The following is a 26693-nucleotide window of genomic DNA, read 5'->3' as shown; positions in this document are numbered from 1 at the left end:
GCAAAATAAATTCCATTTCAATAAAATAGCCTAAGTAAGATTTAAAGAACTTGTCTCAAATCACGCGAAGTCTCTTGCAATAACGGCAAAATGTGTTGAATTAAATATTCTTCGGTTGTCTTCATGGTAGGTGAAACAATATTTAAAGCCGCAATTACTTTAAAGTCTTGTCCATAAATGGGTACGGCGAGTGCATGGACTCCTAATTCATGTTCTTCACGTGAATAGCACCAATCTTGTTCTCGAATTTCTTTTAATAACTCTAAAAATTTATCGTTTTCAACATGCGTATATTTGGTTAAACGCTGTAATGGGTATTTTTGAAGCCAGTCGAGCTGTTCTTCTTGGCTTAAATGTGCCAATAAAATTTTACCAGCCGAGGTCGCATGAGCAGGTAAGCGGTTACCCAAATGCAATCCGTATGGATTTACACGGTCAGTTTGTTGGTGTGCAGCACTACGGGCAATAGTAATAGCTTCATAACTATCAAGCACCATCACTGAATAAATAAGAGACGTCTGGTTGGTTAACAGGTTTAATAAAGGTTGAGACACTTTTGGAAGCTGAGCCGCACCTAAATAAGCTCCTGAAAATTTAAGAACTTTGGGGGTTAAATAGTAATAGTGACCATCTGATTCAAGATAACCTAAATATTCTAAAGTTAATAAATGGCGTCTGGCTGCCGCTCGAGTAAGTCCGGTTTTTTCGGCAGCCATAGAAATGTTTAAACGATGTTGATTACTACTAAAGCTATCTAAGATTGACATGCCTTTACCAATACCAGCAATGTAATCTTCATGACGAATCGTTTTTTTGTTGTCCTGATTTTGGATTATCCGTTCATCTTTACTCATTACTGGTCCTTGTACGATAGAAGCTTAGTCAATCAATTTGCTTTACTGAAAAAGTTTAATAATTTCATGTCGCAAAAATTGATGCCTTAAATTATCCCTCAAATCTTCATGCCAAAACATCCCCATTTTAATATTGGTCATCTCAAAAGGTAGAGAATGTAAGCGAATTTCAGGACTATAAGATAAATGCTGCAAAATCATACGAGGCATGGTCAGTATCGCGTTGGCTTGAGCCGCCAGAACTTGTAACGCCGTTGAGTAGTTTTGACAGCGCATAAATACATTTCTTGAAATTTTTTGGTGTTGGTTTAAATAAATATCTTCAAGTAACGCGCCCGTACGGCGTGATGAAACGCCAATGTGCCGACCATTAATATAACGAGATAAATCGACTTCTTTAAGTTGACTGCAAATGACAAACTCATCTGTTACTAAATGGTCAAAGGTGATTTTTGGAGATAAGTACTGTTCTAGGTCAATGACAAAATCGAGCTGCTGTGTCGCCAAGTCCGCCGTAATATGTTTTCGATCTAGCTTCATGCTGACAAATTGCAAATCTAAATTAAGATTTTGAAAATGTTGAGCAAGCCGTGGAAGAATAATAGGCTCAATTTCATCATGAACGGCGATTTTTAAGTTTTTTAAACTTGTTGGGTCAAAAACATGTTTCTGCTGGCTAATATTTTGAATAGTTAAAAGCGCTTGCTTAACAGTTGGATAAATCTGTTCTGCAAAAGGCGTTGCAGACATTTTATTGCCTACTCGTATAAACACATCATCTTCAAGTTGTTGGCGTAACCGTTGTAAAGCATGACTTGCTGCTGATTGGGTAATGTTAAGGCTATTTGCAGCATTTGAAATACTTTTTTGCTCATAAATCGCGATAAAAAGTGGATATAAATTGATATCAATTCGGTGAAAAAAGCTTAGGTCTAGGCCGTGTAGGTTATGAATATTATTCATGAAGTGTTATTTAATAAAATCATTTCATTCATATTAAGTTTCAAGTTATGTTGATGTAAAGACAAGATAATGATGTAAAGGAAAAATAATGTTTGAACTCTCAAAGAAAGCTCAAGATTATGCTGAGCGAACAAGAAAATTTATTTTAGAAGAAATAGAGCCTGTCGAAGGAAAATTTTGGGAAGAAGTTCATGAGTTAAATCCAGATGGAAACTGGAAAAAATGGCAGTGGCCTGAATTTTTAGAAACTCTGAAAACTAAAGCTAAGCAAGCTGGTCTTTGGAATATGTTTTTACCAGATGACAAGTTAGGTGCAGGGTTAACAGTTCAAGAATATGCGCATATTGCCGAGTTAACTGGCCGCAGTTTATTGGCACCCACCGTTTTTAACTGTAATGCACCAGATACAGGAAATATGGAATTGCTATGGCGCTATGGCAGTGAACAGCAAAAACAGCAATGGTTACTGCCTTTATTGGACGGAAAAATCCGCTCAGTTTTTTGTATGACTGAACCAGACGTGGCTTCAAGCGATGCAACCAATATGCAAGCGACTGCACTCATAGAAGGTAATGAAATTGTTTTAAATGGCAAAAAATGGTGGTCATCTGGCTTAGGTGATCCAAATGCCAAAGTCATTATTTTTATGGCTCATACCCCAGATGAAAGTAAAGACCGTCATCATCAACATTCCATGGTTTTAGTACCGATCGATACGGCGGGTGTTGAAATTCAGCGGATGTTACCTGTGTTTGGCGACTACGATGCACCCCATGGACATGGCGAAGTTCATTTTAATAATGTTCGAGTACCACTTGATAACTTTATTGGTGGAGCAGGTCAAGGTTTTGAAATTGCCCAAGGTCGTTTAGGGCCTGGGCGTATTCACCATTGCATGCGTTGTATTGGTGCTGCTGAAAAAGCGCTAGAACTGATGATTGACAGAGGCATGTCTAGAACAGCGTTTGGCAAAGAAATTATAAAACTTGGCGGGAACCTTGAACGCGTAGCTGATGCACGAGTGGCTATAGATCAAGCCAGACTTTTAACCTTGTATGCTGCTTATAAAATGGATACTTTAGGAAATATGGCTGCTTTAACAGAAATATCTGCGATTAAAGTAGTGGCTCCGAGTGTTTTAGAAAAAGTAGTCGACATGGCAATTCAGCTACATGGCGGAGCTGGCGTTTCAAGAGATACACCATTAACAGGTTTCTTTGCTCAAGCACGCAGTTTACGTTTAGCTGATGGTCCGGATGAAGTACATAAAGGCATGATTGCCAAATTAGAATTAGCCAAACGTGGTTATGGTCGTCATAAGAAAGTATAAGTTTAGAGGAAGTGAATATGTCGGTAATTGATATAGGCGGTGAAGTACGTCAAGGTGAAGAACTTGATATTGGGGCAGTTGAAAACTGGTTAAAAAACCAAGGCGTTGAATTAGTCGGCCCAGCAATCATTACTCAATATACAGGTGGGGCTTCGAATTGGACTTATCGTTTAAAGTATGAAAATACCGATTTAATTTTAAGACGTCCTCCAAAAGGAACGAAAGCGAAGTCGGCACATGATATGGCGCGTGAATATATGGTGCAGAAAAATCTTGCACCTTATTATCCAGTACTTCCTAAAATGGTGGCACTTTGTCAGGATGAATCGGTCATTGGCTGTGATTTCTATGTCATGGAGCGCATTGAAGGCATTATTCCTCGCGCCAAATTGCCACCTGAGCTTGGTTTTAATGAAGATGATATTCACCAGCTTTGTGTAAATGTTATTGATAAGTTGATTGAGTTACATCAAGTTCCTTATGAAAATACACCTTTAGCTGAATTAGGCAAAGGTGCAGGATATTGCCGTAGACAAGTTGAAGGTTGGGATAAGCGTTATGAAAAGGTTCGCACACTCAATGTTCCTTCATTTAAATATGTTAGAAAATGGCTGAACGATAATATTCCTCAAGATTCCACAACTTGTATTATTCATAACGATTGGCGTTTTGATAATGTGGTTTTAGATCCAGAGCATCCAACTGAAGTGATTGGCGTACTTGATTGGGAAATGGCGACTTTGGGTGATCCATTAATGGATTTGGGTAGTGCCTTGGCATATTGGGTTGAACCTACAGATAACATGATTTTTAGATCGACCCGCCGTCAACCTACTCATTTAAAGGGAATGTTTTCTCGTAAAGAAGTTGTTGATTACTATCTGCAAAAAACAGGACTGAAGCCTGAAAACTGGGCTTTTTATGAAGTCTTTGGTGTATTCCGTTTAGCAGTGATTGCACAGCAAATCTATTACCGTTATTACCACAAACAAACCAGAAACCCTGCTTTTAAAGATTTCTGGATTGTCATTCATGCGCTACATATCAGAGCTTTAAAACTTATTGGGCAGCAAAAATTGCAAGAGTCAGAATTTGCTCAGCAATACATACAGAAAATACAGGGTATTTTAAGAAGATGACCACAATTTATCTGGTAAGACATGGACAGGCATCATTTGGTAAAAGTAACTATGATGAACTTTCTGAAAATGGTGAAGCACAGGCAACTTTATTAGGCCGATACTTTAAGCAAATATTGAAAGAACAACCTTATGTTGTGGCTGGAACCATGCAGCGTCATGAGCAAACTGCAAAGCTCGCACTCAATGAATGCTATTCAGAGGCAGTAATTCATCATAATAATTTATGGAATGAGTTTAACCATCAACAGGTTTTTGCCCGCTATGAACCGCGTTTTGAACAGCCTGAACTGTTAAAAGCTGACGTAGCACAAGAACCGAACCCGCGTGCCTATCTTGCCAAAATATTTGAAGGTGCGATTGGACGATGGACAGATGGTGATTTTCATCATGAATATGATGAGTCTTGGCCGCACTTTAAAGAAAGAGTTGAAACAGCCTTACAGCAACTTTGTGATGAGTTAGCAAAAACCAAACCTCGCTATGCAGTTGTTTTTACTTCTGGTGGTGTGATTTCTGTAGCAATTGGCAAATTGCTTGAACTTAGCCCCAACCGAACTTTTGCTTTGAATTGGGCAATTGCTAATACAAGCCTCACGACTTTGCGTTTGGTTGGAAATGAAGCTCAGGTTTTAAGTTTAAATGAACATCATTTTATAAAAGCTGAGCGTCCAGATTTACTGACATGGATTTAAAATAAGGATAAAAGCATGGCAAAGACAATTTTAATTACAGGTGCAAGTTCTGGATTAGGCGCGGGTATGGCTCATGAATTTGCAGCAAAAGGCTATAACTTAGCGATTTGTGCGCGCCGTTTAGACAGATTGGAAACTTTAAAAACTGAACTTGAAAATCAGTACGGTATTAAAGTAATTGCAAAAAGTCTGGACGTCACCAATTACGATCAGGTTTTTGAAGTATTCCGCGCCTTTAAACAAGAATTTGGCTATTTAGACCGAATTATTGTAAATGCTGGAGTGGGAAATGGTCGCCGGATTGGTAAGGGTAATTTTGAAATTAATAAGGCAACTGCTGAAACGAACTTTATTTCAGCTTTAGCACAGTGTGAAGCGGCGGTTGAAATTTTTAGAGAACAAAACGCAGGCCATTTGGTGGTCATGTCATCAATGAGTGCTATGCGTGGATTACCAAAACATTTATCGACCTATGCGGCAAGTAAAGCTGCTGTAGCTCACTTAGCCGAAGGTATTCGTGCTGAATTATTAGATACACCCATTAAAGTTTCAACCATTTTCCCAGGCTATATTCGTACTGAAATGAACGAAGGTGCTAAACATTTACCCTTTGAAGTAGATGCTAAAACAGGATGTAAAGCTTTGGTAAAAGCCATCGAAAAACAACCTGTGAAAGCTTATGTACCGCAGTGGCCATGGTTACCAATGAGTATTGCCATGAAGGTTCTACCTTTGAGATTAGTTAATAAATTAGGATAAAAAACACCCCCTAAATTTTAGGGGGTAATTTTTACTTAGAATTTTTTGGTGTAATTGACAAATAAACGGTCTTCACCAAAATCATTACCATGTTTAACGTTGTAATCAATACGAATATATTGCAGGGCAAAGCCTTTTAAATATGGCTGCTGAAACGCATAGTTTAAAATCACGTTCGACTCGGTTTCATGGTTTTTTTCACCATTGGCTGCTTTAAAGTCATTACCGTAAACATATTTCACCATCGCATTTAAGCCCGGCACATAATCTTTAAAGTCGTAGCCATACATCAAATGGTAAGACTTTTCATGTTTTTTAAAGAATCCTGTTGCATTCCAGTTAATAAAGTATGTTTCCGGTAAGAAACCATCAGGTAATGGATAAGCCGATTCACCGATAATCTGTTGGTAACCTATACCAAAAGTATGGTTTTTTGCTTTGACGGTTTCAAGTAAACCGATGTTCTGTGCATCAATATCAAAAGTATTACCGTCATTTTTTGCATTGAAGTATTTAAACTTAGAGGTGAGGGCAAAAGTTGGTTGTTTCCAGTTATGTTCAAGTCCTACATAATGTTTGTTGTAGAGGTCTTCTAAATTACCAAAGTAATATTCACCCTTTAAAGACGACGTGAATTGATAACGCAGGTCAATATAATTTAAACCATCAGATTCTTTGGTGATTCCATTTGCCGTAAATGAAAACTTTTTAAAGTCTTCTTCATTTCGTGGTGACACTTTTTCAACTCGGCCAATTTCTGCATAAAGCTGATCTGAAAGTTGTGACTTAAGATTAGTTCCCCAGTAAGAGGTAAGTAACTGACGGCTAGCATCTACAGCCGTTACAGGTAAATCTAGCCAAAGCTCACCGACACTTAAAAGTGTTATGTCATAACCTAGTTTTAAAGTTGCACCGTATTTTAAATAGTCTGATGCCTGAGATTGCGTTTCTTTATTAAAAGGCAAAACCGTATCGGCTACATGTTTGTCTGAACTCAAGCGAACGGCGTACTGAACGGAAGCATCTGCACCAATCGTAATGGGTTTATCTGCTATGACTAATGGGGTGTCATGCATTTTCGACTTATAAAATAAAGATGCTGCCTGAGACCAACTGCCCGTATCTTTTATGGCATCGTTGTCAAAATCACGGTTGATATAGGCATTTTTTAAAGTGAACTTCCATTCATCTTCAGTTTGCTGATTGGGATTTGCGGCCCATGAGTTGCCACCCATAAAGAATAAAGTCGCAACAGCTAAAGTGCGTGGGTTAAAGCGGTGTAATAATTCCATAATCCATTTCCAAAATATATGCGCCAGTCCTAGGCATTACGTATTGTGAAATATTTGTATAATGCTCCCTTCAGGGGTTAAAGAGAGCACTGTTCAATAGACAGTCATTGATTCAATTAATGTTGTTTTTCATGCTTTCACTAAAGAATTTGCAGCCTTTGAAAAGTAGAATTAAAGCCAATACACAAGAGAGGCCACCTACAATAGATAAAGATGAGCCAACCATTAGTGGACTGCCAAAAACTTTATCGGTAATAATTGCGACCAATGTTGTACCAATACCTAAACCAATTAAGTTACTGATCAAAAGAAAAAGAGCGGAGAGGCGTGCTCTAAATTGGTTTGGAGCTAACATTTGTAAGGCAGTTGCTGAAATGACTAAAGGGAAAGAGGCAAAGAACATGGCAGGAATTAATAAGCTAACTGATAACCAAAGTTGATCGGTTTGGGTAAAAAATGAAATTGGAACAATCAAACCTACAATGCCGATCACACCTGTAATCATTGGCGCATCTTGACGTCCTTTTTTAATAAACCAATCGTTTAACCATCCCGCAAAAAATACACCTAATGTATTGGCAACCAACATTATCGTGCCAAGCATGTATCCTGTTTCTGTTGGGGCAAGTTGAAATTTTCGGATATAAAATGCTGGTGTCCAACTGGTAAGGCTGTATAGCGCCATTGCATAAAAGGTAAAACCTAAATAGTGACAAGCAAAGGTTTTTGAGTGTTTAGCAATAAACTGAAGGCATTGTTTGAATTTAACTTGGTCAACTTGTCCGTGCTGGTTGAGCTTTTGACCTTTACGCGCTGGATCTTTAACCGTCAGAATAAATAGCAAACCAATAATGATGCCAGGCAAACCTACCACAAAAAAGGCAATTTGCCATGCTTTAAGTGCGCCTAATAAAGGAACTTCAATTAAAGTGACACCTTTCAATAGATTGATGACATATCCACCCACTAAAAAGGCAATACCTCCACCTAAGAAAGCGCCAACCGAATAGATACCTACAGCGCGACCTAATTTATCTTTACTGAACATATCGCTGAACATTGAATAAGCGGCTGGAGATAACGCAGCTTCACCGACACCAACAGCCATACGACTTAAAAAAAGTTGAATAAAGTTCTTACTCAAACCACAGGTCGCTGTTGCCAGACTCCAGATAATAATACCAATTGAAATAAGTTTAGGTCGTGAAAAACGATCGGCAATATAGGCGAGTGGTAGCCCCATCACGGCATAGAAAAGTGAGAAGGCAAGTCCATGTAACAGACTAAATTGTGTATCTGAAAGATGAAGATCCGCTTTGATGGGTTCAATCATCAGTGCCAGAATCTGGCGGTCAATAAATGAAAATATATATGCCAACATACACAGCACAACGACGTACCATGCATATGCATTGCTTTTCTTTTGTGTCCTTTCAGTAGCAAGATCAATTTGGTTCATACACTTAATCCTTATGTATAAAACTCTTTTAGAGAAGTTGAATCTCAGCTTTATATTATTCGTGCAAGATAATTTGGTTCCCCCAATACCTTAAATAATAAATAGCCTTTTGATTAGAGAATGGCCTTACATACAATCCATATGTAAAGACAAAAGTAGTTGAAGAAGATGCTTTGATTTCCAATATGATGGAAATATTATTTTCTTTTTATATGTAAAATTCCATTACTTATTGAGTATGTTTGAATACCTAATAGGTATTTAAAACAAATAAAAAATGTAGAACGTCTGATGATTTGATGAAATGAAGAAATATTTTTTATTTTAAGTTTTTGATAAATATTGTTAATTTTTATAGTAACTAGAAGGTGGTTAAACTTTCTAGTTACTTTTTAAAATTTAGATGAAGTTAGCTTGAAGGCATAAGATCAAATAATTTCTTTAATTGGTGATTTAAATTATGAAGCTCATCTTCAGAGAAGGCATTCAAAATACCCGCTAAAGTCACAATACTAATCTGGTTAATTTGTTCTACCAGTTCAACACCTTTGGAAGTTAGTTTCACCATCGAAATCCGTTCATCAGTGGTAGAGGAGTAGACTTCCACAATTTCATCTTCTACCAAGCGATATACCGCCTTTGTTGCGGTGGTTAACTTTAAGGTAGAAAGATTGGCAATATCGGTAATACTCGCTTCACCTAAAGCATTGGTACTTAAAATAATTTTACGACGTGTATTATCAATACCTAGCTTTTTTATTGATTTTTCAATGAGTTGTGAATATTTTCCATTCACTTGAGAAACCCAAAAAAAAGGGAAATTTTGAATACTCGACGGTTCTTTATTAGGAAGAAATTGTTCTAAATGATCAAGCATAGCTAAGCAATAACTTAGTGAAAAGGAAGAATTCTATTATAAACAAATTTTTGCATATTTCCTTGAGTACGATTTAGAAAAAATACTTGACAATTCCATTAAATTTTCTGATATTTTAAATAACAGATAAAAATACATGGAAAAGTGAATGAATATTATTAGCCAAAGCGTGCACAAAGGAAGTGGCAAGCTTAAGGTCATGGTTAAGGACACAATTGATATTCAAGGTCTAAAAACCATTGCTGGCAGTCGTGCTTTATTAGACGTTGAACCCGCTCAAGATGATGCTGAGGTCGTTAAAAACATCTTAAAAGCAGACTGTGAAATTATTGCGAAAACGAATTTGCACGAATTGGCTTTTGGTATTACAGGCATTAACCACGCTTTTGGTACGCCGGTTAATCCAAAGTATCCTGAACTTATTCCAGGTGGATCTTCGAGTGGTTCAGCCGCGGCAGTTGCTGCAAAACAGGCTGATTTTACCTTAGGTACAGACACTGGCGGCTCTATTCGTATGCCCGCTGCGTGCTGCGGAATTTATGGTTTAAAGCCTACATTTGGTCGTGTGAGCAGAAAAGGCGTTTATCCACCTTCAAGCTCTTTAGATTGCGTTGGTCCTTTTGCAAATTCAGTCGAGATGATTGAAAAAGCGATGCAAATTATTGATCCAACTTTCAAGCCTGCCCAATGTACTCATGCACCAAAACTTGCAGTTCTAGATGTAAAAGCAGATGAGGTTATTTGGAACTGTATTCATCAGGCATTTCAAAAAGCGAATTTACAGACCACTTTAGAAAAAGTTGAACATTTTGAAGCCGCTTTTGATGCGGGCATGCAGATTATTAATTATGAAAATTGGCAAGCTTTTGGTGAGTTAACTCAAACGGGCCTAGTTGGTTCTGATGTAAATATCCGTTTGTTAAAAGCTGCCGCAACAACTTTAGAGCAAGTGAAACAAGCTGAAGTTGTGAAAGCGCAGCTGATTCAGGAACTTGATGCACTATTAGAAAAATATGATGCATTGATTTTACCGACACTTCCACAAATTCCACCGAAAGTTTCTGAAGCTGAAAACACGGTCGCTTTTTTGAATCTTACAGGTTTAGTTCGACCATTTAATTTATCAGGACATCCAGCCATTTCAGTACCACTTGAAACGAGTGACGGTTTACCTGTGGGCTTACAGATCGTATCAAAGCATCAAAAAGATGAGCAATTATGCGCTATAGCCAAATTTTGTATTGATGCAATGCAATAAATTACAAGGAGTTAGATGATGAATAAGTTGTCTAAAATGGAGTTTGCTTCTCAAGACAAAGCAGTTGACTTACATGCTTTGTGTCAGGAAATTCGCGAGCGTGCCTGTACAGGTGAATTCGATAATCAGGCTTATGTGAGCCAAGACATTATCGAAAAGCTTAAACAGATTGGTGTTTACCGTGCATTGGTTCCGAAACGTTTTGGCGGTGATGAATGTTCACCGCGACAGTTTTGCGAATTGATTGAAACTTTATCTAAAGCTGACGGTTCAGTGGGTTGGGTGGCAAGTTTCGGTATGAGCCCTGCGTATTTAGGTAGCTTGCCTGAAGAAACGCTTAAAGAGTTGTACCAAAACGGGCCAGATGTGGTGTTTGCTGGAGGTATTTTCCCGCCACAACCCGCCGAAATTACAGACGAAGGTGTAATGGTTCGTGGACGTTGGAAATTTTCAAGCGGCTGTATGGGAGCTGACATTGTTGGTGTAGGTATTTCACCACTTAAAAACAATGAAATGCAGGGCTTACCACGTATGGCTGTCATGCCTGCCACGAAAGCTAAAATCGAAATGACATGGGACACTGTTGGCCTAAAAGGTACGGGAAGCCATGATTTGGTGGTCGAAGATGTATTGGTCGAAAAGAAATGGACCTTTGTACGCGGTGAACCTTCAAAGCTAAGTGAACCATTTTTTAAATATCCGTCACTGTCGTTAGCGACTCAAGTCTTAACCGTGGTAGGTATTGGTGTTGCAGCTGCCGCACTAGAAGAATTTGAAAAATTAGCCCCCGGTAAAGCATCCATTACAGGTGGGTCGGAAATTGCCAACCGCCCAGTGACTCAATATGAGTTTGCTCAAGCAGATGCAGAGTTTCAGGCTGCAAAGTCTTGGTTTTATCAAACCATGGACATTGTCTGGAATGAAATTATTGCTGGGCGTGAAGCAACTGCTGAACAAATTAGTGATATGCGTCTGGCATGTACCCATGCGGCTCGAGTTTGCGCCAAAGTGACCCGAAAAATGCAAATGCTCGCGGGCATGACAGCCATTTATACCAACAATCCATTTAGCCGTTTTGTGAATGACACCAACGTGGTGACCCAGCATGCCTTTATGGGCGATGCGACTTTACAAAATGCAGGTTCGGTCAGTTTTGGGTTAAAGCCAACCCCAGGTTATTTATAAGTTTTAATTTTAAAAAAGGATATTGAGATGGAAGCTAAAAAATCATTACGTGTGTTGTTCTGCATGGGTATTAACCAAAACTTTTTTGATGCAGAGCCTGCTGAAGCAAAAGCGGTTTGGGCAGCGTTTGGTGAAATGTGGAATGGTATTCATGACTTACCGGGCGTGCATGTTTTTGGAAATCTTGATGATGATCAAAGCATGGTTGGCCCAAGTGCGGGCTGGCCTTGGACGACGTATTTGCTTGCAGATGTTCCGGATATTGAAACCGTACATGCCGCTTGTAACTTGTTTAGAACAACAGTGGTGGGTGAAGGTCCATACAAACTTTGGAAATATTGCAAAGTTGAAGCTCGTGTTGGGCGCGAATTGATTATCCAACGTTAAGGCGACCGTAATGACTGACAAAGTGAATATGGCAGAAATTATAGAGCGGCTAGAGCAGTTAGAAGCGCATAACGCCATTCGTAATTGTCTGAACCGTTATATGGAAATCTGCGACGAGCTTAATGCAAATACAGACCTTGATGAACTAATGAATCTTTTTGATCAAGATTGTATTTGGGAAGGTGTGGGTGAGAAATATGCCAAATCTTTTGGCCGCTATGATTCTTGGCAGTCGATTTACGACATGTTTAAAAGTTACACCCAAAAAGAATCTCACTTTGTCATGAATGCTCACTTTGTAAATTCAGAGCAAATTGATGTAAATCAAAACCATGCAAATGCTTCATGGCTTATGTTGCAAACTTCAACGTTTAAAGATGGCCGTAGTCATCTGAATGCAGCAAAGCTCAACGTGAAGTTTCAAAAGCAAGCAGATGGAACATGGAAGATTAAACACTTCCAGACACAGAATATTTTCAGTCGTCCCGTATCGCATTGGCACAGTGAAGCCGAACTGCCAGTACCTTCCCAGGAATGACCCAGGACATATTTAAAAGGACTATTGATATGAACAGTATTATCCCAACGCATAACATTGGCACTGATTACGAAACTTTAGTTAAAAGTGACCGTGCCCATACTTCTCTTTATAAAGATGAACGCATTTTTGATGAAGAAATGGAAAAAATCTTTTATAGCACTTGGGTATGGGTTGCTCATGCCAGCGAAATTCCGGAAGGCGGAAGCTATAAAACCATTAACATCGGTAAACAGCCCGTTGTTGCGGTACGTGACCGTAAAAAGAAAGTCCATGTACTTTTAAACCGTTGCCGTCACCGTGCAGCAACCGTATGCGAACATAAAAAAGGAAAAACTAATAGTTTTGTATGTCCGTACCACGGTTGGAGTTATGCGCTTGATGGTAGTTTACGCGGCGTACCATCTCCGGAAAGTTACGGCGATTGTTTAGATAAATCTGAGTTACCGTTGGTTAGTCTACGTGTAGAAGAATATAACGGCATGATCTTCGCTTCATTTAAAGAAGACATTCAACCACTTGAAGAGTTCCTTGGGCCAGCCAAAAAATGGATTGACCTGTTTATGAAACAGGGTGCGGGTTATCCAATTAAAGTGTTGGGTGAGCATCGTTTCCGTTTCCCGGGTAACTGGAAAATTCAGCTTGAAAATACCACGGATGCCTATCATTTTCCGTTGGTACACAAGTCATTCTTAAGTTCTGTGGATGAAAAAACTGAAGAACTCTTTAACTTCGAAAACCAGCCGGGTTTTGTTGAAGATTTAGGAAATGGCCACAGTGTCATGGTGATGATTCCTGAACTGGTCGATTTAGACGAAGAGCTCATGGAGCGACCAATTCAAGAGCGTTTTGAAGACTTGGCTCAAGCTTTGCGTGATGAAGGTCATGAAGAATTAGAAGTACGCCGTATTGTGCGTGCTGTCGGTGGTTCTGGTTTTAACTTAAATTTATTCCCGAATATTGCATGTTCAATGGCGTTCTTCCGTGTGTTACAGCCAATTTCAGTTGCTGAAACAGAAATTCATCACTCGGTAATTACGATGGACGGTGGTCCACAAATTGCCAACCAATACCGTCTACGTTTGCATGAACATTTCCAGGGCCCATTTGGTTTTGGTACGCCAGATGACTCTGAAGCTTGGGAACGCGTACAACACGGCGCCAATGCAGGCAATGATTTATGGATCATGTTGAACCGTGGTTTACCGGGCGAAGTGCAAACTGAAGATGGTTTAAAAAGTGATGTCAGTGCTGAAACCGGTATGCGTGCAGCCTATCAGCAGTGGAAAAAGATGATGACGGCTTAAGGAGAGAGCAATGAATATGAATCTGCAATTATTAAATGAAGTCACTGCTTTCATCTGGGCTGAAGCAGATATGTTAGACCACAGTGAATATCGTGAATGGCTCAATTTATGGAATGAAAAAGGCGTTTATATCATTCCGATTGACCCAAACCTCACTGACTACGAAAACAATCTAAATTATGCCTATGACGATAACCATATGCGTACTTTACGTGTAGAGCGTCTCGAAAATGGTGAAGCGATTTCTACAGCACCTAAGGCAAATACCGTACGCAGTGTTTCTCGTGTACGAGTTATTCAAGATCAAGACAATGAAATCGTTTTACGCTGTGCTCAAAACTTACGTGAGTTCCGTAAAGAAAACCTTAAGCATTACACCGCAGATATTACTTACCATTTGGTTCGAGATGCGGCTACAGGCTTTAAGATCAACCGTAAAATCATTAACTTGGTTAATTCAACCGATACCTTAGCTGGTATTAGCTATATTCTTTAGGAGCAGCAAATGAAACAAGTTGTTTTAGTGACAGGTGCTGCTTCTGGACTCGGTAATGTTATTGCTGAATATTTTGCGAGCCAAGGCCATCAAGTGATTTTGTCAGCCAGTACGCTTGAAAAGGCCGAAAATGCAAAGGCGCAAAGCCAGCATGCACAAAATATGTTTCCAGTGAAATTAAATATTTCAGTCGAAGCAGATTTTCATGCTGTGGTGCAGTGGATTGAAGAGAAGTTTTATAAACTTGATGTGTTGATTAACAATGCTACCGTCACCAAAGCAACGCCAGTATTAGAAATTACCGCAGCGGACTTTGATTGGGTGACCCAAGTTAACCAACGCGGAACCTTTCAGGCTTGTCAAATTATTGGCCAATATATGGCTAAAAAAGGCTATGGACGCATCATTAATATGGCGTCTTTGGCGGGGCAAAATGGTGGTACTGCAACGGGTGCACACTATGCGGCAACCAAAGGTGCGATTGTGACGTTAACCAAAATCTTTGCCAAAGAGTTTGCTGCAAAAGGGGTGACGGTTAATGCGGTTGCACCGGGTCCAATGGAGTCCCCAATCGTTCATAGTGTGGTGTCAGACGAAAAAATGGAACAGTTCATCCAAAATATTCCTGTTAAAGCTTTGGGAAGTATGCATTTTATTGCTGAAACTTGTGGCTTGCTGGCAAGTCCAAATGCGGGATTTGTGACTGGTGCAACATGGGATATTAACGGTGGTTTATTCATGCGTTAAGCCACGAGCTTACCGATGAAAAGGGAGTTGAATCATGACTACACTTTATGATGTTGTCGTTAAAAATCGCCATGTGGAAGGTGGAAATATTGCAGTCATGGAATTTGAATCTGCAACTTCTGCAACATTGCCAAAAGTTGAAGCGGGTGCGCATATTGATGTGCACTTACCAAATGGCATGGTGCGCCAATATTCACTTTGCCAAAATCCAAATGATGAAGGTAAGTTCCGCCTTGGAATTTTACGTGACCCTGAATCTCGTGGCGGATCTGTATCGGCTTTTGATGAAATTAAAGATGGCATGCAAATTCAGGTCAGTGAACCAAAAAATTTATTTCCACTTTTAAAAGCCAAACACAGTGTATTGATTGGTGGTGGAATCGGAATTACGCCGTTAATCACGATGGCCTATCAACTTGCACATGAAGGCGAATCATTTGAGCTTCATTACTGCGGCGCTAGCTCTGAAAACTGTGCTTTTGTTGATGAAATTAAAAATGGTGAGTTAGCAAAATACACAACTTTCCATTTTAAGTCTGAAGGTGCCAGCCACCGCGCATTTTTTGAATCTGCTATTAAAAATATGGATCTTGAAAGCCATATTTACACGTGTGGTCCAGTCGGTTTCATGGACTGGGTGATTAACCTTGCCACAACTCATGATTTTCCTGAGCAGCAAATTCACAAAGAATATTTCCAAGTCGAAACTGATACTTCTGGAGATTCATTTGAGGTGGTGGCTGAGCGTAGCGGAAAAATCATTATGGTCGAAGCGGGCGAAACCATTTTGCAGGCTTTGGCTAAAGAAGGCATCGAGATTGAAATGTCTTGCGAGCAAGGCGTATGCGGAACCTGTATGTGCGATGTGATTGAAGGCGAACCTGATCATCGAGATGTTTATTTTACTGATGAAGAAAAGGCCAGTAATGAGCAAATATTGGTGTGCTGTTCGCGCTCTAAAACACCGAGACTAGTTTTAGATATCTAATGCTCTCGCGATTTATATGGATGTAAGAGAAGGTTTAGGAGAAAGATGATGAATGTATTACAACAAATAGATGAGTTTACGGTCGATCCACTACAGTTCCGACGAGCATTAGGAAATTTTGCAACAGGCGTTACCATTGTTACTGCACAAAATGCACAAGGTGAGAAAGTCGGTGTAACTGCAAATAGTTTCAACTCAGTGTCGCTCGACCCACCACTTATTTTGTGGAGTATTGATAAAAAATCTTCAAGTTTTTCAGTTTTTGAGCAAGCAACACATTTTGCAGTCAATATTTTATCAGGCACGCAAATTGAGCTATCTAATAAGTTCTCTAGACGCAATATTGATAAATTTGCAGACACCAATTTTCAACTTGGTGCAGGAAGCACCCCCATTTTAGAAAATTGTTCTGCGGTGTTTGAGTGCGAACGTTATCAAGTGATTGAAGGTGGTGACCACTGGATTATTGTTGGTAAAGTGGTTCGTTTCCATGACCAAGGTCGAAGCCCACTGGTCTACCATCAAGGTGCATATTCTTGTGTCATGCCGCATCCGAGCCTTCAAGTTAAGCAAACTGAAGAGAATGGCGTAGACCAAACACATTATGGGCACTTATATAATAATGTCTGCTACTTGATGAGCCGTGCTTTTAAAGCTTATCAAACCGACTATATTCCTAAGCAAATGGCTTCTGGGTTCCGTACCAGTGAATCACGACTCTTGCTCGTTTTAGCCAGTGGTACTGCTTCAAGTAAAGAAGATTTACCGCGAGATATCGCAATGCCAATGCAAGAAGTTGAAAGATCGGCTGAAATTCTAAAATTTGAAGGGTTGTTGGTCGATCACGATAATTTGTATGCTCTAACCGAGAAAGGTAAACAAACGGCTCAGTATTTATTTGATATTGCCGACAGCCACCAAAATGAAGTGTTTAAAAAATATTCTGATGAGCAAAAGGATATTTTTATTACCATGCTGCGAGACTTTGCAGGTGTAGCATAAGCTTGGTTAAGCTGATAAATTAAATTGATTTATCAGCTTTTACATCTAGCTGACGATAATCAAAAAAGAATTCCAAGGATGAGGAATTTTTGGCACACAATTTGTTTATTAATAAAACAAGATTGCACATAAGCCAAGACCACGAACTAGAGCAAAAGTAAAAACTTGAGCGATGGTACGTATTGAGAGGTAAGGGATGAACCAATATGTAAGTGATGCATTACTCACATGGACACACCATATTAAAAATGTGTGTGGCAACTTCGAAACGCACTTTGATGGTACCCGTAATTTATTCATTGGCGAGGTGCAATGCTTTTTATTGGGCGATACCGAAATTGCATTTATTAAAAATAACGCAAATAAAATTGTCCGAAAAGCCGATGAAATCGACCGAGTGAATAATCGTTTTTGTTTTTTAATTTTGCAGTATTCGGGAAAAATGCTGCTCGATTATAAAAATGAAACTTTAAGCCTGAATGAAGGCGATATTGTATTGGTAGATCCAGTTGAAACCATTTCGATGTATCCACAAGGCTTAGTCAGCCAAATTTCGGTACACCTGTCGCGTGAAAAATTGCTTAAAGAAAATATAAGTACTGAATATTTTGGAAAGCTGATTACTCAAAACATGAGTGGTTTTTTACTCAAAAATATTTTGAAAAATATGTCTGCCGAAAACATTAAGCTTTGGTACGCAACTGAAGATGGGAATGCTTTTGAAGATGCGCTCATTGCTTTAATAAAACCCACAATTAATTATAAAGATATTAATAGCTCTAATAATCTGATGGAAAAAGCAGAACGCTATATTATTGAAAACTTAGCAAAACCGGATTTAACACCCAAGTTAATTGCCGAGCATATAGGAGTATCTTTACGACATCTCTACCGTTTATTTCTGCAAGAAGATTTATCGATTAACAAATATATACAGCTCAAACGCTTAGAAAAAGTCAAAACAGATTTACTCGATAAAAGAAATAAACAAAATTCCATTACCCAAATTGCCTTGAAGTGGGGTTTTTGGGACGGCGCTCATTTTTCAAAAATCTTCAAAAAGACTTACGGTATTTCTCCTAAAGAATTTAGAGAGGGGATGTCGGTGTAAATCTTTCATCTCTCAATGTCATTTTTAGACAAGTTCTAGGTCATTCTTGAACAAGCTAGCCCCATGCAAGTGTGTTGAAATTAAATTAATTAGAACAGGTTAGATAAGCTTAATAATCACAAAACAATTAAGTTGATCTAAGAAATTTCACACATCGGAAAGTGCATTTTAACTGTCTGATTCAGATCGTTCAGGGATAGATGAAAAGGATGAAAACCATGCGTAAACAACGATTATTGAATGATATACAAAAAATATTGGCGCTTAATTTATCAATCGCTGCGAGCTTTTGGGGGCTCAATACTCAAGCTTATGCGCATGGTGGACATGCCGAAATGGTATCGCTTTATCAAAACATGAGTGAGCAGGGTGCCAAAGTTGTCAAAGATGATTTTACGAATACCTATATGATTACCAAAGGCTCTATGATGGTTCGAGCTAAGCCAAATTCCAATCAGGTTTTGGTGAACGGTAAACCTTTCAAGCTCAGTGTGCCTTTATTAATCAAAGATGGTAAGCCCATTATTGGAAAAGACTTTTTTAATGAAGTATTTCAGTCTGGTTTAGATCAAACTTTTAAAGTTGAAAATACGTTTCACCCGCTCAATAGTTTAAATTCTGATGAAATCAAAAAGACATTTGATGTCATTAACCGCTCAAAATACGCCTATAAAAATATGCGTTTTGCCGAATTAAAGCTCAAGGAGCCGGAAAAAGCCAAAGTTTGGGACTTCTTTATTAACCATAAAGAATTTAAAGAAGATCGTATAGCCTCTTTTATTTTATTAAAGGGCAATCAGGCGATTGAAGGTGAAGTTAACCTTAACACTCAACAAGTCACAAAATGGAATGTACTTAAAGACACCCACGGAATGGTACTGCTAGATAACTTCGAAACCGTACAGCGTGTAATTGAGACGAGTAAAGAATATCAAGATGCTTTACAGAAACGTGGTATCACAGATGTGAAGAAAGTGATTGCTACACCACTCACTGTTGGATATTTTGGCGGTAAAGATGGACTTGATAAACAACTCAATATACTAAAAGTTGTCGCTTATCTCGATATCGGGGATGGTAACTACTGGGCGCATCCAATTGAAAACTTAGTGGCTGTAGTCGATTTAGATAAAGAAAAAATTATTAAGATTGAAGAAGGTGCGATCATTCCTGTTCCGATGGCAAATCGTCCTTATATGTCAGATAAGCCACTACCAAGCAAGACCAAACCACTCAATATTACTGAACCCGAAGGTAAAAACTTTACCATTACAGGTCAAACCGTACACTGGGGTAATTGGTGTTTCCATGTCGCGTTAGACTCTCGTGTTGGTCTACAGCTTTCAACTGTGACTTATAAAGACAAAGGTGTGAAGCGCAAAGTTATGTATGAGGGGAACTTGGGTGGAATGGTGGTGCCATATGGTGACCCTGACATTGGTTGGTACTTTAAGTCTTATTTAGATTCTGGCGAATATGGTATGGGTACGCTGACCTCATCCATTCAATCAGGCACCGATGCACCTGAAAATGCAGTTTTACTTGATGCTGTGATTGCAGATTATAAAGGCCAGCCACAAGTCATTCCAAATGCGATTGCCATTTTTGAGCGGTATGCTGGACCTGAATATAAACATCACGAAATTTTTGGTAACCAAGATGCCAGTGAAGCGCGCCGTGAACTTGTGGTGCGCTGGATTAGTACCGTGGGTAACTATGATTATATGTTTGACTGGGTATTTGCCCAAAATGGTGTAATTGGAATTAATGCCGGTGCAACGGGTATTGAAGCTGTTAAAGGCGTTAAATCTCGCACCATGCATGACAGTACTGCAAAAGAAGACACCAAATATGGAACTTTAATTGACCATAATATTGTGGGTACAACGCATCAACACATTTATAACTTCCGCTTAGACATGGATGTAGATGGAGAAAACAACAGCTTTATACATATGGACCCTGTGGTGAAAGCCAGTGATAAAGGCGGTGTACGTACAAGCTCGATGCAGATTGACAGCAAAGTCATTACTAATGAACAAAATGCAGCTGAAAAATTCGATCCTTCCACCATTCGGTTACTCACTAACTTTAACAAGGAAAATAAATTAGGCAATCCGGTTTCTTATCAAATTATTCCGTTTGCTGGTGGAACACACCCAGTGGCGAAAGGAGCCAATTTTGCGAAAGATGAATGGTTATTTAAACGTTTGAACTTTATGGATAAGCAAATTTGGGTGACGCAGTACAATCCAGATGAACGCTATCCTGAAGGGAAGTATTCAAACCGTTCGACTCACGATACAGGCTTAGGTGAATTTATTGGCAACAATGAAAATATTGAAAATAAAGACCTTGTGGTGTGGATGACAACAGGCACAACGCATGTGGCACGTGCTGAAGAATGGCCAATCATGCCAACAGAATGGGTCTATACCTTAATCAAACCGTGGAACTTCTTTGACAACACTCCGACTTTAAACTTGGGTGAAGATGAACAAAACCCGCAGCATGACCATCACTAAAGACGCACATTAACTAGAATGGGTAACCAACAAATTCCCCATTCTTGAGCGTCTGGTAGACCATTCACAAAAAAGGATTTTGTATGAAAACTCTACTTTCTCAAGTTGTGAGAGGGACTCTCTTTGTCTCATTTTTTTCAACTGGACATGCAAGCGAGCTTGAAATTAAACCGACTTTTGAAGCAACTTTTGGGGCTTTTAGTAGCGGTAAAAGCTATAACGGCGAAAACCTAGATGATGAAAGAATCAATTGGCAAGAAGGCCATCTTAAATATGGTGCTAAAGGACAATATACCTTTAAAAACAATCAACTCTATGCAAGCTTGAGCGGGATTAGCTCGGCAACATTTGGCGATGGTGACGCTGGCCAAAATAGTAATGGCAAAGAACGTAAAACAGATGTGAATGAGTGGATCATTGGCTTTAAAGACGGTACCCATAGAGATGAGTTGAAGACTTATGATTTAAGTATTGGTCGACAAAATATCATGATTGGTGATGGCTTTTTCATTGCAGGGGATGCGTTAAACCTCGGTAAAGTGCCTGCGGACGGCACACTCGATCGAGGCGGAGCATATTATCTGGCAGCTCGTCGAAGCTTTGATTTTACAAGTTTGCTTCAGTACAAACCGCAAGAAAATACAACGCTAAAGCTGGCTTATCTAAAGTCAGACAATAAAGCACAATTTTCACCTGAGCTTTTTGTGACTGATCTGATGTATCAGCTTAAAGATAAGGGCGTTGGGTTTACCTATTTAAATGTATTAGACCTTGAAGATGCTGAACATATTTCAGGGCGACAAGATCTTAAAAATTATGCTTTACGCTTGAACTATCAACCCTTACCAGAACTACAAATAAAGTCTGAGTTTGTTATTCAAGACAAAAAAGATAGTCAAGAAAATGCGGGCTATTTAGGGCTGAACTATAACTTTTTAGCTTCAAAATATACGCCCTCATTAGGTTACCGTTTTAGTCACTTTTCAGACCAATACGACCCGATGTTTTATGGAAATACAGTCGGGTTTGGCACATGGTTTCAGGGAGAAGTTGCCGGAAATTATGCAGGTCCATTTAATAAAAATGCAGATATTCATCAAGTCTCTTACAGTATGAACTTGAAGGAAAATTTTATGTTGGGTGCTTTGGCCTATAAGTTCAAAACAGTAAATAAGTCTTCAACCAATGTAGATGGACAAGAACTCGATGTGTTTTCAGTTTGGTCGGTCAATAAAAAGCTCAACATTATTCCTTTAGTCGGACTCTATAAACCGAAGCACGATATTCATAGTGGCGGTACTCAAAACTACTATGACAAAACCAATGTGTATGCGCAGTTGATTCTGCAATATATCTATTAAATTGGAGCAAAGGAGGCCGTGTTATTGGCGGTGCATTCACAAAAATAAAGTGAGGATAAAATCAGATGGATAATCAATATGACTATATCGTTATTGGCGCAGGCTCTGCGGGTTGTGTAGTTGCAACTCGGCTGTTACAGGCCAAGGCAGGACGAGTTCTTGTATTAGAAGCAGGAAGCCGAGATAGCAGTATGTTTCATACTATACCTGCAACGGTGGTTAAAGTATTCCAGCAAAAATCATGGCAATACATGACCGTTCCACAAAAATATTGTAATCATCGTGAAATGATCCTTGCACAAGGAAAAGTGTTGGGTGGTGGCAGCTCGGTCAACGGGATGATTTACTGCCGAGGTCAACGTCAGGATTATGATTTATGGGCTTCAGAATGGGGATGCAATCAGTGGTCTTATCAACATGTACTGCCATTTTTTAAAAAGTCAGAAAAAAATGAAAGCCTTGCTGGTGAGTATCACGCACAAGATGGCATTTTACCTGTCAGTGAAAATCGCTATCGCCATTTTTTAACCCTTGCTTGTATTCAGGCGGGCCAGCAAATGGGGATGAACTACGTCAATGATATGAATGGCTGGGATCAGGCGGGCGTAGGGTTTTATCAAACTACTACTCAAAATGGTTCACGTGCCAGTACATCAAAAACTTATTTAAAGTCAGTCGAAAATCATCCAGACCTCACGGTGATTACAGATGCCTTGGTCCATAAAATTGAAACTCAAGGTGATCAGGTTACTGGGGTGACTTATAGCGTTGGCGGGAAGTCACCAATCACTGTACAGGCCCAAAAAGAAGTCATTCTGAGTGCAGGAGCAATTGGCAGTCCTAAAGTTTTATTACTTTCAGGTATTGGACCAAAACGGCATTTAGATGAACTCGGCATTGAATGCATTCAAGACTTACCAGTGGGTGAAAATTTTCATGATCATTTGCATATGTCAGTCAATGCAACGGTAACAACCAATAATAGCTTGCTCGGTGAAGACCAAGGTTTAAAAGCAGTAAGGCACTTTTTACAATGGTGTTTTACTCGTTCGGGTTTATTGACGACAAATATTTTGGAGGGTGGTGGCTTTATAGACACCAACAACAATGGTCGACCTGATGTCCAGTTTCATTTTTTACCTGTGCTGGATAATTTTGATAATACGCCAGGTGAAAAAGCAGTGGCTCAAGCACACGGACTTACCATTAAAGTTGGACATGTACAGCCAAAAGCACGTGGGACTTTACGTTTAAGTAGTAAAGATGCAAAAGATTTACCTGTCATTGATCCTAATTATTTAGGCCATCAAGAAGATATTGACGCAAATATTCGTGCAGTGCAGGCAGGACTTCGCTTATTACAACAACCCGCATTGAAAGCAATTGTCAAAGAAGTCATTGAGCCAGCAAATATCGATCCTGATGATATTGAAGCGATTGATAGATGGATGCGCCAGAACATTAAAACGGTTTATCACCCCGCAGGTAGCTGCAAAATGGGCAATGCTCCGCAAGATTCGGTCACAGATCAGACCCTAAAAGTCCATGGTTTTAAAAACTTGCGTGTGGTGGATTGTTCTATTTGCCCACAAGTTCCAAGCGGGAACACCAACGCAATTGCCATCATGATTGGTGAACGTGGTGCAGACTTTATTTTGAATCAGGTTGCCTAGTTGCTGTCATATCAATATTTAGAAATGAAAAGAGGAAAAGAAAATGAGTGAAGTTCAGATTTTAGAAAGCGTACAGCAATTTATGGCGCGACAACATGGACATTTTATTGATGGAAAATTAGTTAATGCTGAGCATTTAGATAAAGTGGATATTGTAAATCCATCGACTGAACAAGTTGTTGCTCAAATTAGTATTGGCAGTCAACAAGATGTCGCAAATGCGGTGAAAAGTGCTGAACATGCTTTTCAAAATGCTTGGGCTGAAACGACGCCGTATGAACGTGGCGTTAAACTGAACAAGCTTGCAGATTTAATTGAGCAATATGGTGAAGAACTTGCACAGCTTGAGTCGTTGTCTACTGGAAAACTCATTAATATTTCCCGCCATCTTGAAGTCGCACAATCCGTTATTTTCTTAAGATATTTTGCTGGTTGGGCAACAAAAATTAATGGTCAAACCATGCAGCCTTCTATTCCTTCTATGCAAGGTGAAAAATATACGGCCTTTACTTTAAGACAACCGATTGGCGTGGTTGCAGGGATTGTGCCTTGGAATTTTTCACTGATGATTGGTGTTTGGAAAATTGGTTCAGCTTTAACAACTGGCTGCACCATTGTGCTTAAACCAAGTGAGTTTGCCAGCTTATCTTTATTACGTTTAGCCGAACTTGCCATTGAGGCAGGTATTCCAGCTGGTGTAATTAATGTGGTTACGGGTAAGGGCGATACAGGACAATATTTAATTGAGTCACCGCTCGTTAAGAAAGTTTCATTTACAGGTTCAGTACCAACAGGTATTGCTATTGGTAAGCTTGCGATGAGCAGTAATTTAACCCGTGTAAGTCTGGAGTTGGGCGGTAAAAATGCGATAGCTATCTTGGCAGATGCAAATATTGATGAGATTTTACCAACTTTGCTGCAAGCAACTTTTGTGCATCAAGGTCAAGTTTGTGCATCGCCAGAACGGTTTTTTGTACACCATACGAAACATGATGAACTAGTCGAAAAACTCTCTAAAGCACTTTCCCAGTTTAAAATTGGTTCGGCTATGGACGAGGGAAGTATGTTTGGTCCACTTTCTAACCAGCCACATTTTCATAAAGTAAAACACTATTTATATATGGCAAAAGCCAACAACCAGATTATTGCTGGTGGTGAGGCTTTAGATCAGACAGGATATTTTGTACAGCCGACTTTAATTTCCTTTAAAAATACCGATGATCCTTTATTTTCAGAAGAAACTTTTGGTCCAGTGGTTGGGGTAATGCCTTTCGACACTGATGAAGAACTTATTCAGTTGATGAATCAGTCGCGCTTTGGTTTAACCGCAAGTATCTGGACAAATGACTTATCTAAAGCTTTACGTTTAATTCCTAAAATTGAAGCAGGGACATTATGGATGAATATGCATACGTTCTTAGATCCATCCGTTCCATTTGGTGGGGTGAAAGCTTCAGGAATTGGTAGAGAGTTTTCAGATGCATTTATCGAAGATTACACCGAATTAAAATCGGTCATGATTCGGTATTAATTTTAAAGACTAAATGGAGATATAAAAAATGGCCTTTATAGGCCATTTCTTTTGAATCATTAAACTTCAAGTTAGCTTACTAAAAAGTCCTTTAAAATTTTATTAAAAGCTTCGGGCTGTTCTATATTGGAAATATGAGAAGCATCTATTTCTGCAAGTTTTGATTGTGGAATGCGTTGCTGCATAAATTCACCATCTGAAACTGTAGTTACAGGGTCTTGGGTTCCAGCAATCACCAATACAGAAATTTTAATGTCTTTTAACTGCTCTCGGACATCCGCTTTAGCCAAAGCCTCACAACAATTAGCATAACCCATTGCGCTGCCAGCACTTAAGTCGTTACACAGGTTGTTGACAATTGAAGAGTGACTTTGGATAAAGGGATCTGTAAACCATCGCGAAGCTGCTGTAGCTGCGATCGGTTGTAAACCTTGCTCACGTACTAATTTTGCACGGTCAAGCCATGCTTGTTCTTGCCCAATTTTAGCGGCAGTATTTGCCACAACCACATGACTAAAGCGGTCAGGGTAGTAAATAGCAAGCCATTGACCAGTTAAACCACCCATGGAAATACCACAAAAAGCAGCTTTGGTAATATTCAGATGGTCAAGTAAACGAACAACATCTTCACCTAGTTGCTCTACCGTATATGGGCCGTTCGGTGTAGATGATGAACCGTGGCCACGGGTGTCATAGCAGATCACAAAAAAATGATCTTTTAGTTCATTAAACTGTTTTTGCCACATGCCATAATTGGTACCCAGAGAGTTGGAAAACACCAGAGCAGGGGAAGATGGCTCGCCAAAAGTTTGATAGTTAATTTGTGCATCGGCAGATTGAAAAGATGGCATTTGTTTCTCCTTAAAGTGCTTCAACACGTTCAATAATCAAAGCAATCCCTTGACCCACACCAATACACATTGAACACAAGGCATAACGACCACCTGTTTGTTCAAGCTGGTTTAAAGCTGTGGTGACTAGGCGTGCACCTGATGCACCAAGTGGGTGGCCTAAAGCAATTGCACCACCGTTTGGATTTACCTTGTTGCTGTCGTCTGGCAAACCTAAATCACGGGTCACGGCCAAAGCTTGTGCTGCAAATGCTTCATTCAGCTCAATCACATCCATCTGCTCTAAAGTCAGGTTGGCTTGTTTAAGTAATTTTTTAATCGCTGGCGCTGGAGCAAACCCCATAATTCGTGGTTCTACACCCACC

At 39.4% G+C, this 26693-nt stretch carries 24 protein-coding genes and 1 pseudogene; 18 read left to right on the top strand and 7 right to left on the bottom strand.

The features are described from left to right. Positions 1 to 41: 41 nt before the first annotated feature. Complete coding sequence (gene pcaU, locus I5515_RS16860; RefSeq protein WP_199968816.1) at positions 42 to 854, bottom strand: IclR family transcriptional regulator PcaU; 813 nt, start codon at positions 852 to 854, stop codon at positions 42 to 44. A gap of 42 nt (positions 855 to 896) precedes the next feature. Beyond that, a complete protein-coding gene (locus tag I5515_RS16855) occupies positions 897 to 1817 on the bottom strand; it encodes a LysR family transcriptional regulator (RefSeq protein ID WP_199968814.1) in 921 nt (306 codons plus the stop codon). Between the two features lie 88 nt (positions 1818 to 1905). On the opposite strand from I5515_RS16855, the gene I5515_RS16850 reads away from it, so the two are divergent. Genes I5515_RS16850 through I5515_RS16835 form a run of 4 tightly spaced genes read left to right on the top strand, consistent with a single transcriptional unit; the run spans position 1906 to position 5740 of the window. Then, entirely contained in the window at positions 1906 to 3147 is a 1242-nt protein-coding gene (locus tag I5515_RS16850; protein WP_199968813.1) for an acyl-CoA dehydrogenase family protein, read from the top strand. 17 nt (positions 3148 to 3164) lie between these two features. Beyond that, the gene (locus I5515_RS16845) at positions 3165 to 4286 is read left to right on the top strand and encodes a phosphotransferase family protein (RefSeq protein ID WP_199968812.1); all 1122 of its coding nucleotides are present in this window, start codon (positions 3165 to 3167) and stop codon (positions 4284 to 4286) included. Next, positions 4283 to 4981 carry a histidine phosphatase family protein gene (locus I5515_RS16840; RefSeq protein WP_199968811.1) on the top strand — a complete coding sequence of 233 codons (699 nt, stop codon included), beginning with the start codon at positions 4283 to 4285 and terminating at the stop codon, positions 4979 to 4981. The genes I5515_RS16845 and I5515_RS16840 overlap by 4 nt, the downstream gene beginning before the upstream one ends. 15 nt (positions 4982 to 4996) lie before the next feature. After that, positions 4997 to 5740 carry an SDR family oxidoreductase gene (locus I5515_RS16835; RefSeq protein WP_016145469.1) on the top strand — a complete coding sequence of 248 codons (744 nt, stop codon included), beginning with the start codon at positions 4997 to 4999 and terminating at the stop codon, positions 5738 to 5740. Between the two features lie 35 nt (positions 5741 to 5775). Here the strand turns inward: I5515_RS16835 and I5515_RS16830 are convergent, their stop codons facing one another. From I5515_RS16830 to I5515_RS16820, 3 genes are all read right to left on the bottom strand, one after another. After that, positions 5776 to 7032 (bottom strand): OprD family outer membrane porin, encoded by a 1257-nt coding sequence (locus I5515_RS16830; protein WP_199968810.1) that lies wholly within the window; start codon positions 7030 to 7032, stop codon positions 5776 to 5778. 112 nt (positions 7033 to 7144) lie between these two features. Next, a complete protein-coding gene (locus I5515_RS16825; RefSeq protein ID WP_199968809.1) occupies positions 7145 to 8491 on the bottom strand; it encodes a spinster family MFS transporter in 1347 nt (448 codons plus the stop codon). A gap of 409 nt (positions 8492 to 8900) precedes the next feature. Continuing rightward, on the bottom strand, positions 8901 to 9368 hold the full coding sequence (locus tag I5515_RS16820; protein WP_199968808.1) for a MarR family winged helix-turn-helix transcriptional regulator: 468 nt from the start codon (positions 9366 to 9368) through the stop codon (positions 8901 to 8903). A 148-nt stretch (positions 9369 to 9516) separates the two neighbouring features. Between I5515_RS16820 and I5515_RS16815 the strand changes: the two genes are divergently transcribed. The 14 genes from I5515_RS16815 to I5515_RS16750 all read left to right on the top strand — a co-directional run bounded on the left by I5515_RS16815 (position 9517) and on the right by I5515_RS16750 (position 25477). Then, entirely contained in the window at positions 9517 to 10626 is a 1110-nt protein-coding gene (locus I5515_RS16815; protein WP_199968807.1) for an amidase, read from the top strand. Positions 10627 to 10662: 36 nt separating this feature from the next. After that, positions 10663 to 11811, top strand: a complete 1149-nt coding sequence (locus I5515_RS16810) for an acyl-CoA dehydrogenase family protein (protein WP_199968843.1) — start codon at positions 10663 to 10665, stop codon at positions 11809 to 11811. Between the two features lie 27 nt (positions 11812 to 11838). Next, positions 11839 to 12198 (top strand): hypothetical protein, encoded by a 360-nt coding sequence (locus tag I5515_RS16805; RefSeq protein ID WP_000387554.1) that lies wholly within the window; start codon positions 11839 to 11841, stop codon positions 12196 to 12198. Between the two features lie 10 nt (positions 12199 to 12208). After that, positions 12209 to 12736, top strand: coding sequence for a nuclear transport factor 2 family protein (locus I5515_RS16800; RefSeq protein ID WP_199968805.1), 528 nt, complete (start codon positions 12209 to 12211; stop codon positions 12734 to 12736). Positions 12737 to 12765: 29 nt separating this feature from the next. Then, a complete protein-coding gene (locus I5515_RS16795) occupies positions 12766 to 14043 on the top strand; it encodes an aromatic ring-hydroxylating oxygenase subunit alpha (RefSeq protein WP_133973404.1) in 1278 nt (425 codons plus the stop codon). A gap of 10 nt (positions 14044 to 14053) precedes the next feature. Then, a complete protein-coding gene (locus I5515_RS16790) occupies positions 14054 to 14539 on the top strand; it encodes an aromatic-ring-hydroxylating dioxygenase subunit beta (RefSeq protein WP_016137987.1) in 486 nt (161 codons plus the stop codon). A gap of 9 nt (positions 14540 to 14548) precedes the next feature. Further along, the gene (locus I5515_RS16785; protein ID WP_199968803.1) at positions 14549 to 15286 is read left to right on the top strand and encodes an SDR family NAD(P)-dependent oxidoreductase; all 738 of its coding nucleotides are present in this window, start codon (positions 14549 to 14551) and stop codon (positions 15284 to 15286) included. 34 nt (positions 15287 to 15320) lie between these two features. Beyond that, positions 15321 to 16274, top strand: coding sequence for a PDR/VanB family oxidoreductase (locus I5515_RS16780; RefSeq protein ID WP_199968801.1), 954 nt, complete (start codon positions 15321 to 15323; stop codon positions 16272 to 16274). Positions 16275 to 16319: 45 nt separating this feature from the next. Continuing rightward, positions 16320 to 17276 carry a p-hydroxyphenylacetate 3-hydroxylase reductase component gene (locus I5515_RS16775; protein WP_199968799.1) on the top strand — a complete coding sequence of 319 codons (957 nt, stop codon included), beginning with the start codon at positions 16320 to 16322 and terminating at the stop codon, positions 17274 to 17276. A 196-nt stretch (positions 17277 to 17472) separates the two neighbouring features. Then, positions 17473 to 18387 carry a transcriptional regulator FeaR gene (gene feaR / locus I5515_RS16770; protein ID WP_199968796.1) on the top strand — a complete coding sequence of 305 codons (915 nt, stop codon included), beginning with the start codon at positions 17473 to 17475 and terminating at the stop codon, positions 18385 to 18387. Between the two features lie 209 nt (positions 18388 to 18596). Beyond that, a complete protein-coding gene (gene tynA, locus I5515_RS16765) occupies positions 18597 to 20912 on the top strand; it encodes a primary-amine oxidase (RefSeq protein WP_199968794.1) in 2316 nt (771 codons plus the stop codon). Positions 20913 to 20995: 83 nt separating this feature from the next. Next, complete coding sequence (locus I5515_RS16760; RefSeq protein WP_227562755.1) at positions 20996 to 22273, top strand: hypothetical protein; 1278 nt, start codon at positions 20996 to 20998, stop codon at positions 22271 to 22273. Positions 22274 to 22338: 65 nt separating this feature from the next. Further along, positions 22339 to 23946, top strand: coding sequence for a GMC family oxidoreductase (locus I5515_RS16755; protein ID WP_199968792.1), 1608 nt, complete (start codon positions 22339 to 22341; stop codon positions 23944 to 23946). Positions 23947 to 23989: 43 nt separating this feature from the next. Continuing rightward, complete coding sequence (locus tag I5515_RS16750) at positions 23990 to 25477, top strand: NAD-dependent phenylacetaldehyde dehydrogenase (protein WP_199968790.1); 1488 nt, start codon at positions 23990 to 23992, stop codon at positions 25475 to 25477. Between the two features lie 71 nt (positions 25478 to 25548). Here I5515_RS16750 and pcaD read toward each other — a convergent pair whose 3' ends face one another. Next, positions 25549 to 26328, bottom strand: a complete 780-nt coding sequence (gene pcaD / locus I5515_RS16745; protein WP_199968788.1) for a 3-oxoadipate enol-lactonase — start codon at positions 26326 to 26328, stop codon at positions 25549 to 25551. Positions 26329 to 26338: 10 nt separating this feature from the next. Beyond that, positions 26339 to 26693, bottom strand: a pseudogene (locus I5515_RS16740) (acetyl-CoA C-acyltransferase); the annotation flags it as partial.

Origin of the sequence: Acinetobacter calcoaceticus, assembly GCF_016508255.1 — a bacterium.
Classification (GTDB): domain Bacteria; phylum Pseudomonadota; class Gammaproteobacteria; order Pseudomonadales; family Moraxellaceae; genus Acinetobacter; species Acinetobacter calcoaceticus_E.
Note: the sequence above shows the minus strand (reverse complement) of the source record. Positions and strands in the feature narration are given on the sequence as shown.

Coding starts and splice junctions, on each gene's coding strand:
- I5515_RS16835 (WP_016145469.1), top strand. CDS start 4,997: ATGGCAAAGACAATTTTAATTACAGGTGCAAGTTCTGGATTAGGCGCG.
- I5515_RS16830 (WP_199968810.1), bottom strand. CDS start 7,032: ATGGAATTATTACACCGCTTTAACCCACGCACTTTAGCTGTTGCGACT.
- I5515_RS16760 (WP_227562755.1), top strand. CDS start 20,996: ATGAAAACTCTACTTTCTCAAGTTGTGAGAGGGACTCTCTTTGTCTCA.
- I5515_RS16845 (WP_199968812.1), top strand. CDS start 3,165: ATGTCGGTAATTGATATAGGCGGTGAAGTACGTCAAGGTGAAGAACTT.
- pcaU (WP_199968816.1), bottom strand. CDS start 854: ATGAGTAAAGATGAACGGATAATCCAAAATCAGGACAACAAAAAAACG.
- I5515_RS16795 (WP_133973404.1), top strand. CDS start 12,766: ATGAACAGTATTATCCCAACGCATAACATTGGCACTGATTACGAAACT.
- I5515_RS16820 (WP_199968808.1), bottom strand. CDS start 9,368: ATGCTTGATCATTTAGAACAATTTCTTCCTAATAAAGAACCGTCGAGT.
- I5515_RS16805 (WP_000387554.1), top strand. CDS start 11,839: ATGGAAGCTAAAAAATCATTACGTGTGTTGTTCTGCATGGGTATTAAC.
- I5515_RS16800 (WP_199968805.1), top strand. CDS start 12,209: ATGACTGACAAAGTGAATATGGCAGAAATTATAGAGCGGCTAGAGCAG.
- tynA (WP_199968794.1), top strand. CDS start 18,597: ATGAAAACCATGCGTAAACAACGATTATTGAATGATATACAAAAAATA.
- pcaD (WP_199968788.1), bottom strand. CDS start 26,328: ATGCCATCTTTTCAATCTGCCGATGCACAAATTAACTATCAAACTTTT.
- I5515_RS16750 (WP_199968790.1), top strand. CDS start 23,990: ATGAGTGAAGTTCAGATTTTAGAAAGCGTACAGCAATTTATGGCGCGA.
- I5515_RS16840 (WP_199968811.1), top strand. CDS start 4,283: ATGACCACAATTTATCTGGTAAGACATGGACAGGCATCATTTGGTAAA.
- I5515_RS16785 (WP_199968803.1), top strand. CDS start 14,549: ATGAAACAAGTTGTTTTAGTGACAGGTGCTGCTTCTGGACTCGGTAAT.
- I5515_RS16850 (WP_199968813.1), top strand. CDS start 1,906: ATGTTTGAACTCTCAAAGAAAGCTCAAGATTATGCTGAGCGAACAAGA.
- I5515_RS16815 (WP_199968807.1), top strand. CDS start 9,517: ATGAATATTATTAGCCAAAGCGTGCACAAAGGAAGTGGCAAGCTTAAG.
- I5515_RS16780 (WP_199968801.1), top strand. CDS start 15,321: ATGACTACACTTTATGATGTTGTCGTTAAAAATCGCCATGTGGAAGGT.
- I5515_RS16775 (WP_199968799.1), top strand. CDS start 16,320: ATGATGAATGTATTACAACAAATAGATGAGTTTACGGTCGATCCACTA.
- I5515_RS16825 (WP_199968809.1), bottom strand. CDS start 8,491: ATGAACCAAATTGATCTTGCTACTGAAAGGACACAAAAGAAAAGCAAT.
- I5515_RS16790 (WP_016137987.1), top strand. CDS start 14,054: ATGAATATGAATCTGCAATTATTAAATGAAGTCACTGCTTTCATCTGG.
- I5515_RS16855 (WP_199968814.1), bottom strand. CDS start 1,817: ATGAATAATATTCATAACCTACACGGCCTAGACCTAAGCTTTTTTCAC.
- I5515_RS16810 (WP_199968843.1), top strand. CDS start 10,663: ATGGAGTTTGCTTCTCAAGACAAAGCAGTTGACTTACATGCTTTGTGT.
- feaR (WP_199968796.1), top strand. CDS start 17,473: ATGAACCAATATGTAAGTGATGCATTACTCACATGGACACACCATATT.
- I5515_RS16755 (WP_199968792.1), top strand. CDS start 22,339: ATGGATAATCAATATGACTATATCGTTATTGGCGCAGGCTCTGCGGGT.